Below are 11969 nucleotides of genomic sequence, written 5' to 3' on the forward strand. Positions count from 1 at the left end.
TTGAAAAAACAAATTGAAAAAAAATATCAGATACAATTAGATAGTTTGGTGTCTCTTCTAAAAACTAGAAAATTTCTTACTGCCGAAAATATAGAGTCTGCTATTAGACACATCCCAAGACATAACTTTGTTCTTATGTCTGATGTGGATAAAGCATATTTCAATGAACCCCTTGCAATTATGAAAAACCAAACGATATCACAACCTGCAGTTGTTTCTAGAATGACTGAATGGTTGGATGTCAAAAAAGGACAAAAAATTCTTGAAGTCGGTACTGGTTCTGGTTGGCAATCTGCAATTCTTTCGTATCTAGTTGGTGATGGGACTGTTTTTTCCGTAGAAATACATCCAGAATTGGTAGAGTTTGCACAAAACAATTTAAAAAAATTGAATATAAACAATGTTAATGTAATTTTGAATGATGGTAGTTTAGGTTATTTTGATGCCGCACCATATGATAGAATAATTATCACCGCGGCATGTTCAAAAATTCCATCACAATTGTTTGGCCAGCTAAATGAAAATGGATTGCTACTTGCACCTGTGGGTGATTCATCTCAGTCTCTTATACTCTTGAAAAAAACATCTCAAGGAATTATTGAAATTAAAAATGAATCTAACTATGTCTTTGTTCCATTACTTGGAAAATTTGGTAAATAATGACCTTATTTCATATTCCTAAGCTGTCTTTCCGTATCTCTGATAAAATCTTCATACTTCATTATTTGAGTAGTTATACGAAACGCATTCATTTGGTCTTCATTATTTTTTGAGCCTAGGAATGGTTTTCTCAATTCCATTAGCCGTTGTTGTTCTTCTGTAGCCTTTAGAATGTCATTTCTGAGATCCTCACTTGTTGCCATGCATCATACACGTGATTTTTAGATTTAAGAATTTCATCTATAAAATATCGAATTTTCCACCAGTCTTTGCTCTATAGATTACATCTGGTTTCCTAAGGAAAATTCCTGATTCTAAAACACCTGTGGTTCCTTTGATTTTTTGTGTTAATGATTTTGGATTTTTTATTGTACCAAAATCACAATCTAGTATAATATTTCCATTTTCTGTAAAAAATGGGTAACCTCTATCAAGTGAACGTAATTGTGCTTTTCCTCCCAATTTTTTAATTGAATTTGCTACTGAATTTCTAGCAAGTGGATGTACTTCTACCGGAACAACCCTTGTAAAGTTTTTAACAAATTTTGTTTTGTCTGCCATTACTACAACTTTTTTTGAAATGTTAAACAAAATGTTTTCTCTAAGCAAAGCTCCCCCACCACCTTTGATTACAAATTTTTGTGAATCAATTTGATCTGCACCATCAAATACTACATCAATGTGGTCTACTTGATCAGCTTCCACCAATGGAATTCCCACCTTTTCTGCAGCAAGTTTGATTTGCAATGATGTTGGAACTCCTTTGATGTTGTATTTTTTTAATCTGATTAATTTTCCAAGTGATTTTACTAGTGCAGTAGCTGCCCTACCGCTACCCAAACCAATAACATAATCATCTTTTACAAATTTTAATGCACTACTTGATAATGCCGTAATGGCATCATCATAAGACAATTACTCTACCTCTGCTTGGTCAAGCTTTGATAAAACTTTCATAATGTCACCTTTGATTTTATCTAAATCATCAATGTCATCATCAACATCATCTGTTGATGTTGGCTCTACTTTTTGGGTTTCTGGTTCTGGAAGTGCTTTATGTTCTGTAATTTTAGCAATTTCTTTGTTAATGTCTGGTTTTGTTTCTAATTTAGGCTCAGACTTTGCTGTAACTTCTTGAATAATCTCAATTTTATCTTCAACTTTTGGTTTTGGTTGAACAATTTCCTTTACAATCTCTTCTTTTGGCTTGATTAATTCTGTTTGAATTATTTTTGGTTGTGGCATTGGTTTTGAGATTTGTTTTTCTTCTTTTCCAAATAATGGGAATTTTGGTTCTTTACTTGTAATGTTTGTTAAAGTGGTTAATTCAAATGATTGTCGTGATTTTGTGGCAGGAATTGCTACTGGTTCTGTTTCTCTTGGTTTTTCAAAATTGAATGTATTCTTAAATGAATTTGCAGCTTGTTTTACTTCTTTCTTAATTTCCGGTTCCTTTATCTTTGGTGTTTCAACTTTTGCAGTTGTCATCTTTGATGATAATTCATACAATCTATCATCTAGTTTTGATAACTTTTGATCCATTAAGGTAATCAAACCATCTCCAACAGGACCCAAGTCTGGATGTTTACTTGCTTGTTCAAGTTTTTCTAATTTTGCTAAAACAATTCCAAGTTGATGTTGATATTTTAGCAACAACTTGTCTTTTTGAATTTTTGAAAATTCTGAATCTGCTTGATATAATCTTGAAATTGTTTTTGTAAGGATATCTTTTTCAATTTTTAATGAATTGATCTGACTTTTAATGTGTGAACTAGCACCTAGGCTCAGTAATTGATTTTTATCTCTTGGCATTTTTCGTACAGCTGCTGCTGTAGCTACACCGGCTAACGAACTAAGAATAAGGGCAATTTCTTGCATCTATGTATACCATTTAATCCAGGAATATTTTCTTCTTTTGGCCTCTGGGAATCCACAACTTGCACATTGGTGATGACGTTTGTGAAGTGAGTTCTTTCCACATCTTCTACATCTGATGTGTACTTTCTTCTTTGTAAAACCACCCATAGAAGTTGTACCTTTTACCATTCCATATCACCTAATTCTGTGCTGGTGGAGGAGAAATCATAACTACATTGTCTCCTCTAACTACAATGGTTCCAAGGCCTTTTGAATCGCCTTCAGCAGGAATCTCCTCTGAAGAATCGAGTAGCAGGTTCATGTGTTGGTCAAAACCAAGTAAATTACCTCTAATGGTTTTGTTTCCTTTGAGTTTTATCAATACAACTTGATTGATACTCTCATCCAATACTTTTACTGCCATATCAACGGACATCTATTTCACTTATTGGCTTTGATATTGAGGGATTATATTAAAATTTCATTGGTGAAACTATGAGCTATGCCCAGTAAGGCAAGTTTGACACTTTTTCCCTAGATTTCTAACAATTTCAGCTAAAATCAACTTTCCATCTCTTTTTGTGGCTTTTGTAGGATCTCCCCAAACACCATTTTTTGTAGCTTTTGGGAATGATTTGTTTGCCAATTTACCAAGTTTCTTAATCTCTTGTTTTGTCATTTTTTCTGTAATGAGACCTTTTCTTGCTGATTTCATTTTGACATTTTTTGAAATTGCTAACATTAATGATGTTTCAACAAATCCTGCATGATCAAAGTCTCTTTCCATAAAATGCCAGTAAGAAAATGGAAATACCTTGAGTTTGTTTTTTGAGATTTTTTTCAATTTGATATTGATATTTTTTATTGAATTTTGATTTCCATGATGTCCATTAATTATGAAAACAGTTTTGATATTATTTTCTAAGAGTGAAGAACATATATCAATTAAAACAGTTTGTAAGGTAGTTCTTTTAATACTCAAATTAAAAAATGGAGCGTGTTCAAATGATACTCCGTAGGATAAAGTCGGAAGTAACAGGTATCCTCTTTTTTCACAAATTTCTTTTGCTATTGCAGTTACAATATCTGTATCAGTTGATATAGGAAGATGTGGTCCATGTTGTTCTATTGAGCCTATTGGAATGACTGCAACTTGCTTTTTTCTTTTAATAATATTTCTGAGATTGGGATCAAATTGTGCTTTTATTTCTGCCATTTGATTCACTTTGATTTGATGTGAACCTTTCTCCAACGAACATCTAATTTGTTTTCTAGATGCATCTTCATTGCTTTGAATAGTGTATCTGCTTCTAATTTCTGACCTTTTGATTTTATTTTCTCAAGAGTATCATTTGGATCTACTTTGAAAGAATCTTGAAAAATTATAGGTCCTTGATCTAAGTTTTCTGTTACATAGTGTGATGTAACTCCTACGATCTTTGTTCCCCTTTCATAAGCTTGTGCATATGCTAGTGCACCCGGGAATGCAGGCAACAACGATGGATGAATGTTAATAATTCTATTTGGATATCTCCAAACAAAGTTAGGACTAAGGATTCTCATATATCTTGCAAGTGAGATCAAGTCAATATTGTATTTTTTACAAATTTGAATGATTTTTTCTTCTGCTTTTTGTTGATTTTTTTCGTCAACTGTAACAAATGGAATTTTTGCTTTCTTTGCTAGTGGCTCAAGTGTCTTTTCAGTACCTACTATTACTGAAATTTTTCCTTTGAGTGATTTTGATTTTGATAGAATTGTTTGTAGACATTGTGGTTCTTTTGTTACAAAAATTGCGATATTTTTTTGAGAATTTGTTTCATGATGAGTACTTACGTCCATCTTTTCTTTTTTAGCTAAAGTCTGAATCTCTGAATCAAATTTTTTTACATTTACTGCTTTTGCAAAAGAAACTTCTAGATACATTCCAAAAAGACCTTTGATTACATTTTGATTTACTTTCTCAATGTTTCCACCTTTTGAAAATGCAAAATTTGTAAATGAAGCTACAATTCCCTCTCTGTCCTTACCAACAACTGTTATTCCAACTACAGTTTTTTTCATGACTTTGTTTGTTGAAGATTTTCTCATTATTAATCATTCACAGAAATTAATGTGGTGCGGGAGGTGGGATTTGAACCCACGAACTCCTAAGAGATAGGGTCCTAAGCCCTACGCCTTTGACCAGGCTGGGCGACTCCCGCAACGGACTTGCCATTAAACACAAATTTATCTATTATTGAATAATACCATGGCAAAATTTTTTGGCACAAATGGAATTCGTGGTGTCTTTGATGAAGATTTTACTTTAGAATTTATTCATGATATGACTTTGGCAATTGGAACTTATTTTCAAAAAGGACCAATATTGATAGGATATGATGGTCGAGATTCTAGTCCTGCAATATGTAAAGTTGTAACTTCTACTCTTAACTCCATAGGTATTGATTGCAATGTTGCAGGAATTGTTCCAACACCTTGTCTTGAATTTGCAGTAAAGACATTAGGATATTCAGGTGGTATTATGATTACTGCTTCTCATAACCCTTCCCAATACAATGGAATTAAACCTGCAGCATCTGATGGTGTAGAAATCTCTCGTGAAGATGAATTAATTATTGAAGATATCTACCTTCAAAAAAATTGGATTAATAATACTACAAACTGGGGAGCCACAAAAAAAGAAGAACGTGCAATTGATGTTTATCTAAATGGAATTGTTTCACAAGTTAATTCTAAACTAATAGAATCAAAACATTTCAAAGTTGTTTTAGATCTTGGAAACGGTGCTCAGGCAGTATCGGCACCTAATTTCTGTAAATTGATTAATTGTGACACCTTTCTTGTAAATGAAAATATTGATGGTACATTTCCAGGACGTGGTTCTGAACCAACCCCTCAAAATCTTTCAGAATTGTCAAAAACTGTAATTCAAAACAATGCTGATCTAGGAATAGCATTTGATGGTGATGGCGATCGAAGTATTTTCTGTGATAACAAAGGAAATATTTTAACTGGTGATAAATCTGCACTCTTGTTAACTAAACACATCTTAACAAATAATCCAAACTCATTAGTTGTTACTTGTTTGAATTCTGGTTCTAATATTGAAGTTTTAGCAGAACAATTTGATTCTAAAGTAATTCGTACAAAAGTTGGAAGCGTTGAGGTTTCAAGAAAAATGGTTCCAACTGGTGCACTAATTGGTTTTGAAGAAAATGGTGGATTTATGTTTGGAAAACATAATTCAGTTCGAGATGGTTGTATGACTTTGGCATTAATGCTTGATCTACTAGCTGCATCTCCTAATTCACTATCTGATGAAATCTCTAATCTTCCTCCGTCTTTTACTACAAAAGACAAAGTATCCTGTTCTCCTGAAAATGTACCAAAACTAATCTCGTCTCTAAAAGATGAATTTCCAAACTCTGATACTTCTGATGGTATCAAAATCAACATAGATTCCAGAAATTGGGTTATGATCCGACCTAGTGGAACAGAACCAATTGTTAGAGTATATGCTGAAGCTCAAAGTCAAGAAAAATTAGACGATTTAATGTCTGAATATCTCCAAAAAGTTAAGACAATCATTTCCAGATAACACTTTTAAAACCAAACGTAACGATGATGAGAATGGAGAATGAACCCTAAGGGTGACGAAGTATGGGAAAAGCATATTATGTTAAATTTGAGACGCCAGAGGACCTCGTAAATCCAATCTTGGAGGCTGTTAGAGTTGCATCTACCAGTGGCAAAGTCAAGAAAGGAACTAACGAAGCAACCAAGGCAATCGAACGTGGTACTAGCAAATTAATTGTCATTGCTGAAGATGTAGAACCTCCTGAGGTAGTTGCACATCTTCCAATTCTCTGTGAAGAACAAGGAGCAGCATTTGCATTTGTTCCAAGTAAACAAGAATTAGGCAAATCATTAGGTATTGACATTACTTCTGCCGCTGCAGCAATTTTGGATGCTGGTGACGCACAACACATTGTAGACCAAGTTGTCTCATCAATTGCTAAAATTAAAGGTGGAAAGACTGATCAATGAGCGCTACAACTGATGAAGTAGTTCATTCTGAAATTATTCAAATTGTTGGACGAACTGGTATTGCTGGTGAAGTAATTCAAGTTAGAGTTAAAGTTCTTACTGGAAAAGATAAGGGTAGAATTCTTACTAGAAACGTCAAAGGTTCTGTTAGATTAGGAGAAATTCTGATGCTAAGAGAAACAGAGAGAGAAGCAAAGAAGATCAAATAGGTGAATTGAATGAGTCTTTTAGTTAAACCATGTAATTTCTGTAACAGACCAGTTGCAAAAGGTTCTGGTACAATGCTTGCAAAAAATGATGGAACGGTGTTGTGGTTTTGTTCAGCAAAATGCAAAAAGAATGCACTAGATCTTAAACGTGATCCAAGAAAATTCAAGTGGACAAAAAAATACGTTAAAGGCGGAATTAGAAAGAAGTAAAATTGACTGAAAAATCATTATTCATTGTAAAGCCAGATGCAGTGGCTAGAAATCTAATTGGTGAAATTGTTTCTAGATTTGAAAGAAAAGGATTCAAAATTTTGAAATTAAAGATGTTTACATTTACTCAAGAGCAAGCAGAAAACTTCTATGGTGTTCATAAAGACAAACCATTTTTTGGTGAATTAACATCATTTATCACATCAGGGCCAGTGGTTGCCGCAATTATTGAAGGTAATAATGCAATTGCAACTACTAGAATAATGATTGGTGCAACAAAATCTTTTGAAGCTGCACCTGGCTCTATTAGAGGTGACTTTGGATTGGGATTTAGTGAAAATATTATTCATGCATCAGATTCACAAGAAAGTTTTGATCACGAATCGAGGGTAGCATTTGAGTGATCTGATTTGCAAATTCGTCAGCCCATAGTGGCAGTTCTTGGTCACGTAGACTCTGGAAAAACATCCCTTTTAGATAGAATTCGTGGAACTGGTGTTCAAGGCAGAGAAGCTGGAGGAATCACACAACACATTGGTGCAAGTTTTCTACCCACTGAAACAATCAAAGAAACTTGTGGATCATTATACAAGAAACTTGAACAATCAGAAAATAAAGTTCCTGGAATTTTAGTTATTGATACTCCAGGACACGAAGTATTCACAAATCTTCGTTCTCGTGGTGGTTCTGCTGCTGATATTGCAATTTTAGTTGTTGATGTTAATCGTGGATTTCAACCACAAACAAATGAAAGTCTCAAAATTTTACAGAGTAGAAAAGTTCCTTTTGTTGTAGCTTTAAACAAATGTGATCAAATTTCTGGATGGCGAAAGTCTGATACTTCTTTTATTTCACAAGCAATCAAAGAACAAGATGCATCCATTCAAGCTGATCTTGATCAAAAAATCTATGATGTGGTAGGAACACTTTCTGTTTTAGGATATCAGTCTGAGGCATTTTATCGTGTAAAGGACTTTAAATCTGAAATTGCAATTGTTCCAATTTCTGCTCGTTCTGGTGTTGGAATTCCTGAACTTCTTAGTGTTTTAGTGGGATTAACTCAACAATATCTACAAAAAAGACTAAATCAAGAGGAAAAAGATCCTCGTGGAATTGTTTTAGAAGTAAAAGATGAAGTCGGATTGGGACAAACTGCAAATATTATCTTAATTGATGGTTCTATCAGAAAAGAAGACAGTATTGTTGTTGCAAAACGTGATGGTGTAATTGTTACAAAACTAAAAGCATTGTTACTCCCAAAAGCACTTGATGAGATGCGTGATCCTCGTGATAAGTTCAAACCAACTCCTCAAGTAGATGCAGCAGCTGGACTAAAGATTGTCTCCCCTGAACTTGAAGGCGTTCTCCCAGGAAGTACACTCTATGTTGCAAGAAATGATGATGAGATTACAAAATACACCAATCTCATAGAATCTGAAATGAAATCCGTGTTTGTAGATACTGAAACTAATGGAATTATTCTAAAATGTGATACTATTGGTTCACTTGAAGCTATAGTTGAGATGCTTAGACGCTCCCAAGTACCTGTCGCCAAAGCCGATATTGGTCCTGTAAATAGACGTGATGTAATTGAAGCAAAGGCAATAAAAGAAAAAGATAGACATTTGGGGATTGTTTTAGCATTTAATGTTAAAATTTTACCTGATGCAAAAGAAGAATCAGAAATCAGTCATATCAAAGTCTTTGAAGACAAAGTAATCTATAGTTTAATTGACAATTACAATGCTTGGGTTGAAGAAGATACTGCGCATGAAGAAGATGCAATATTTTCTGAATTAACCCCTGTCTCTAAATTTACTTTTCTTAAAGGAATGGTGTTTAGAAATAACAATCCTGCAGTTTTTGGAATTAGAGTAGATGTTGGAACTTTAAAACACAAAATTCCATTTATGAATTCTGATGGACGTAAAATTGGAAATATACACCAACTTCAACATGATAAAAAAACAGTAACTTCAGCAAAAACAGGTGATGAAGTTGCTTGCTCGGTTCAAGATGTAACCATTGGAAGACAAATTTTTGAAGAAGAAGTATTTTATACATTTCCACCCTCTCATGAAGCAAAACAACTACTAAACAAATTCATGCATAAACTAAGTTCTGATGAGCAAGAAGTACTAAATGAAATAGTAGAAATTCAAAGAAAGAAAGAAGCAGCTTATGCTTACTAATTTTATTGTGAATGTTTCTGACAAATCATGTTGATTCCGGGAGCTCCTACTGCACCCATCATTTTATCAACAATTTGTCCTGATTTGAACATGATAAATGTTGGAATAGATTGTACTGCAAATTTCATTGCAATATTTTGATTATTATCTACGTTAACTCTTGCAAATTTTACTTTGGGGTATTTTTTTGATAGACTCTCAAATACTGGATGCATCATTTTACATGGTCCGCACCACTCTGCCCAAAAATCCACCAAAGTTGGATTTTCAGCCAAAACTGTCTGCTCAAAATTGGAGTCATTCAAATCAATAATTCCCGGCTCAACTTTAGGCTGATTTTGCTGTTTTAGCATTTCTTCTAATTTTCTCTGTTTGATTTTTTCAATTTCTGGGTCTTCAGACAATATCATATCAAAATCTATTCTACTAAAAAATCTATATTGAAAAATTATTCATCAGCAGATTTTATGGGAATTGCTTCAAATCTTCTTGATTTGCAAATGGGACATTGATCGATATATTTTGTAAAACTAACAGATGTGTATGCAATTCCACAATCTCCACAAATTCGAAGATTTCTACTTAGCTTTCCCATGTTGTTTATCAAAAAGTATTATGATTAAAACCTAACTCGTCTTACTTTTCTTATTCCAAAAAACAACATTGCTGGTACTGCAAAATACATTCCAATGTTAATCAATATCACACCAATTCCATATCCAAGAACTTGTGATTCAGATTCTGCATATTCCATAATTGATAATGACGATAACAATGGTGTGATTCCGATCTTTATCATTTCTTTGAACATTGGATTTTCTCTTTGCATGTCTGCAATGTATGGTGAGAATGAATAGTAAACTTGGTTGAATCCTGTCATAAATGATATTCCTGAATCAGTATTCATTAATTGATTATCACGAATTTCTCTTAGAAATTGAACCTGTGGTGCCATCTCAGAACCATATGCTGCAGTTGCAATTAAACAACCACCACCTTTACTTTCTGATGGAATAATGGTACATTTTCCATCTACTAACTTTGTTCCTTCACCACACTCTCCAAATTCTGGCTCCACAACTTCTGGCTCTTCTAATCCTACTGCCTCATAAATTGTCATTTCTGGATATGTTTTATCAAACCAGTCTTTGTATGTAATTTCATTATTGTATCTGTCTACATAGTATTGTGGATCTAGATTTGGATCTACAAATGGTGCTAATATCTTTGGCTCTTCTAATCCTACTGCCTGATAAATTGAAGAATATTGAGGATAATTATCATCAAACCATTTTTTGTAACTTGCTTCTTCATTGTACCTATCTACATAACTTTGAGGATCTTTTGTTTCATCCACAAATGGAGCTGGAATTTCTAGAGGTTCCTCTAATCCTACTGCCTGATAAATTGAAGAATATTGAGGATAATTATCATCAAACCATTTTTTGTAACTTGCTTCTTCATTGTACCTATCTACATAACTTTGAGGATCTTTTGTTTCATCCACAAATGGAGCTGGAATTTCTAATTCTTGAGGTTCTGATGTTGTTTGTTTTGTTTCTGTTTTTTCTTCTGGTTCAGGTTTTGTTACTTTTGGTTCAGGTGGAATTGCTGTAGGTTCGTTAACTGTAATAGTTATTGTTTCTCTATCTGTTTGACTACCTTTTGTTACAACAATATCAAAAGTGTATTTTGCACCTGGGTTATTTCCATGAGAACCTGATGGAGTCCATACAAATTTACCTGTACTAGAATTAATTGTTGCACCACTAGGTGGATTATTTTCTAAACTGTATACTTCATCTTCAACAGAACTATCTGTTATTTCTACAGTGAATGAAACTGTTTTTAACTCATCAACTTCTTTATCTGGAATTGGTTTTAATTCCAAAACAAAATCAGGAATCTCAAAAATTTTCTTTCCATCATATTCGATTTGTATAACAATTCCTTCTTCTTCTTTTTGATCATCAGTAAATGCTGTAGCATTATAGATTCCTTGATTATCAAAGAAACTTGATACTGGTCTTGGTATTACTTCAAATTCTCCTTGATCAGGTGATGGATCAGAAAGCATTCCTTTGAAATTTCCGTTTGGATCACGAATTATAACAAAAACAGTATCTTTTCCATCTTGTTCGCCGCTAAAACTAAAATTCTCATCTATAGTGAAAAAACTCTTGTCCAATGAAACTGAAGTTACATCTGCATAAGCTGGTGTTATCATAAGCATGAATAATGAAAATACTCCAAATATTCCAAATTTTGTACGCACAAGATTCTTTTGATTTTGAGACTTTTAAAAAACACGTATAATTTCTTCTTATGCTTTGCTAAGAAATTTTTACAAAAATTACAAATCAAGTAAAAATCTCATAAAAACTCCTCCATTTTGCTTGATTTCCATATCATAAAATGTTGGGGCCTTTATCTCCACTTTGAAATTATGCTTTTTAAAATCTAATGGTTCACCGTATGCTGTAGCGTTTATTTTATAATCTTTATTTTGAATTATATCGAATTCTATTCTTTTAATTGCAAATCCTTCGGTGATTAACAAAAAAGGAATCTCTTCTAACCAATTAAACAACAAATATTGCAAGTCTTTTCCTTTAGCTGAAAATTCTCTTTGTTCTTTTTCTTTTACCTTGTCTTGATCAAGTGTTAAATTAATTACTGCATCTGCTGTAACTGCAAATGCTTCTTTAAGATCTTTAGCTGTAACTTCAATTATCGCATCTGTTGCATGTTCTAAAAACTTGTAACTCAATTGTATGTTTTGATTTCTTTC

Annotated in this window: 18 protein-coding genes and 1 tRNA gene; 7 read left to right on the plus strand and 12 right to left on the minus strand. The window is 33.2% G+C overall.

The window, feature by feature from the left end; translation table 11 throughout:
• On the plus strand, positions 1-660 hold the full coding sequence (locus ACX12B_RS00850; RefSeq protein WP_459352192.1) for a protein-L-isoaspartate(D-aspartate) O-methyltransferase: 660 nt from the start codon (positions 1-3) through the stop codon (positions 658-660).
• Positions 661-665: 5 nt separating this feature from the next.
• Here ACX12B_RS00850 and ACX12B_RS00855 read toward each other — a convergent pair whose 3' ends face one another.
• From ACX12B_RS00855 to ACX12B_RS00890, 8 genes are all read right to left on the minus strand, one after another.
• Positions 666-863: a hypothetical protein gene (locus tag ACX12B_RS00855; RefSeq protein ID WP_459352193.1), complete on the minus strand. Its 198-nt coding sequence runs from the start codon at positions 861-863 to the stop codon at positions 666-668.
• A 37-nt stretch (positions 864-900) separates the two neighbouring features.
• The gene (rpiA, locus tag ACX12B_RS00860) at positions 901-1575 is read right to left on the minus strand and encodes a ribose-5-phosphate isomerase RpiA (RefSeq protein WP_459352194.1); all 675 of its coding nucleotides are present in this window, start codon (positions 1573-1575) and stop codon (positions 901-903) included.
• Positions 1576-2538, minus strand: coding sequence for a hypothetical protein (locus ACX12B_RS00865; RefSeq protein ID WP_459352195.1), 963 nt, complete (start codon positions 2536-2538; stop codon positions 1576-1578).
• A complete protein-coding gene (locus ACX12B_RS00870; protein WP_012214603.1) occupies positions 2539-2706 on the minus strand; it encodes a 50S ribosomal protein L37e in 168 nt (55 codons plus the stop codon).
• Positions 2707-2716: 10 nt separating this feature from the next.
• Positions 2717-2953, minus strand: a complete 237-nt coding sequence (locus ACX12B_RS00875; protein ID WP_014962496.1) for an LSm family protein — start codon at positions 2951-2953, stop codon at positions 2717-2719.
• A 57-nt stretch (positions 2954-3010) separates the two neighbouring features.
• The gene (locus ACX12B_RS00880) at positions 3011-3733 is read right to left on the minus strand and encodes a creatininase family protein (RefSeq protein ID WP_459352196.1); all 723 of its coding nucleotides are present in this window, start codon (positions 3731-3733) and stop codon (positions 3011-3013) included.
• A 5-nt stretch (positions 3734-3738) separates the two neighbouring features.
• On the minus strand, positions 3739-4581 hold the full coding sequence (locus ACX12B_RS00885) for a formyltetrahydrofolate deformylase (protein WP_459352260.1): 843 nt from the start codon (positions 4579-4581) through the stop codon (positions 3739-3741).
• A 52-nt stretch (positions 4582-4633) separates the two neighbouring features.
• Positions 4634-4721, minus strand: a tRNA-Leu gene (locus ACX12B_RS00890).
• A gap of 47 nt (positions 4722-4768) precedes the next feature.
• Here ACX12B_RS00890 and glmM point away from each other — a divergent pair.
• From glmM to infB, 6 genes are all read left to right on the plus strand, one after another.
• A complete protein-coding gene (glmM, locus tag ACX12B_RS00895; protein WP_459352197.1) occupies positions 4769-6118 on the plus strand; it encodes a phosphoglucosamine mutase in 1350 nt (449 codons plus the stop codon).
• Between the two features lie 62 nt (positions 6119-6180).
• Positions 6181-6567 carry a 50S ribosomal protein L7Ae gene (gene rpl7ae, locus ACX12B_RS00900; protein ID WP_012214608.1) on the plus strand — a complete coding sequence of 129 codons (387 nt, stop codon included), beginning with the start codon at positions 6181-6183 and terminating at the stop codon, positions 6565-6567.
• Positions 6564-6776: a 30S ribosomal protein S28e gene (locus tag ACX12B_RS00905; protein ID WP_012214609.1), complete on the plus strand. Its 213-nt coding sequence runs from the start codon at positions 6564-6566 to the stop codon at positions 6774-6776. The genes rpl7ae and ACX12B_RS00905 overlap by 4 nt, the downstream gene beginning before the upstream one ends.
• Before the next feature lie 9 nt (positions 6777-6785).
• Positions 6786-6986, plus strand: coding sequence for a 50S ribosomal protein L24e (locus tag ACX12B_RS00910; RefSeq protein ID WP_141976663.1), 201 nt, complete (start codon positions 6786-6788; stop codon positions 6984-6986).
• 2 nt (positions 6987-6988) lie between these two features.
• On the plus strand, positions 6989-7390 hold the full coding sequence (gene ndk, locus ACX12B_RS00915; RefSeq protein ID WP_459352198.1) for a nucleoside-diphosphate kinase: 402 nt from the start codon (positions 6989-6991) through the stop codon (positions 7388-7390).
• A gap of 6 nt (positions 7391-7396) precedes the next feature.
• Positions 7397-9178, plus strand: a complete 1782-nt coding sequence (infB, locus tag ACX12B_RS00920) for a translation initiation factor IF-2 (protein ID WP_459352199.1) — start codon at positions 7397-7399, stop codon at positions 9176-9178.
• A 2-nt stretch (positions 9179-9180) separates the two neighbouring features.
• On the opposite strand, the gene trxA is transcribed toward infB, so the two are convergent.
• The 4 genes from trxA to ACX12B_RS00940 all read right to left on the minus strand — a co-directional run bounded on the left by trxA (position 9181) and on the right by ACX12B_RS00940 (position 11948).
• A complete protein-coding gene (gene trxA / locus ACX12B_RS00925) occupies positions 9181-9582 on the minus strand; it encodes a thioredoxin (RefSeq protein ID WP_459352200.1) in 402 nt (133 codons plus the stop codon).
• Between the two features lie 44 nt (positions 9583-9626).
• On the minus strand, positions 9627-9773 hold the full coding sequence (locus ACX12B_RS00930; RefSeq protein ID WP_459352201.1) for a hypothetical protein: 147 nt from the start codon (positions 9771-9773) through the stop codon (positions 9627-9629).
• 24 nt (positions 9774-9797) lie between these two features.
• On the minus strand, positions 9798-11411 hold the full coding sequence (locus ACX12B_RS00935; protein ID WP_459352261.1) for an Ig domain-containing protein: 1614 nt from the start codon (positions 11409-11411) through the stop codon (positions 9798-9800).
• Between the two features lie 120 nt (positions 11412-11531).
• Positions 11532-11948, minus strand: coding sequence for an archease (locus ACX12B_RS00940; RefSeq protein WP_459352202.1), 417 nt, complete (start codon positions 11946-11948; stop codon positions 11532-11534).
• Between the last annotated feature and the right edge of the window lie 21 nt (positions 11949-11969).

This window comes from Nitrosopumilus sp. S6, from assembly GCF_054515815.1.

Excerpts from the sequence above, each read along its gene's own strand:
- ACX12B_RS00885 (WP_459352260.1), bottom strand. The coding sequence starts at position 4,581 with ATGAAAAAAACTGTAGTTGGAATAACAGTTGTTGGTAAGGACAGAGAG.
- ACX12B_RS00910 (WP_141976663.1), top strand. The coding sequence starts at position 6,786 with ATGAGTCTTTTAGTTAAACCATGTAATTTCTGTAACAGACCAGTTGCA.
- ACX12B_RS00870 (WP_012214603.1), bottom strand. The coding sequence starts at position 2,706 with ATGGTAAAAGGTACAACTTCTATGGGTGGTTTTACAAAGAAGAAAGTA.
- ACX12B_RS00875 (WP_014962496.1), bottom strand. The coding sequence starts at position 2,953 with ATGTCCGTTGATATGGCAGTAAAAGTATTGGATGAGAGTATCAATCAA.
- ACX12B_RS00930 (WP_459352201.1), bottom strand. The coding sequence starts at position 9,773 with ATGGGAAAGCTAAGTAGAAATCTTCGAATTTGTGGAGATTGTGGAATT.
- rpl7ae (WP_012214608.1), top strand. The coding sequence starts at position 6,181 with ATGGGAAAAGCATATTATGTTAAATTTGAGACGCCAGAGGACCTCGTA.
- glmM (WP_459352197.1), top strand. The coding sequence starts at position 4,769 with ATGGCAAAATTTTTTGGCACAAATGGAATTCGTGGTGTCTTTGATGAA.
- ACX12B_RS00905 (WP_012214609.1), top strand. The coding sequence starts at position 6,564 with ATGAGCGCTACAACTGATGAAGTAGTTCATTCTGAAATTATTCAAATT.
- ACX12B_RS00865 (WP_459352195.1), bottom strand. The coding sequence starts at position 2,538 with ATGCAAGAAATTGCCCTTATTCTTAGTTCGTTAGCCGGTGTAGCTACA.
- ACX12B_RS00880 (WP_459352196.1), bottom strand. The coding sequence starts at position 3,733 with ATGGCAGAAATAAAAGCACAATTTGATCCCAATCTCAGAAATATTATT.
- ACX12B_RS00855 (WP_459352193.1), bottom strand. The coding sequence starts at position 863 with ATGGCAACAAGTGAGGATCTCAGAAATGACATTCTAAAGGCTACAGAA.
- ACX12B_RS00935 (WP_459352261.1), bottom strand. The coding sequence starts at position 11,411 with ATGCTTATGATAACACCAGCTTATGCAGATGTAACTTCAGTTTCATTG.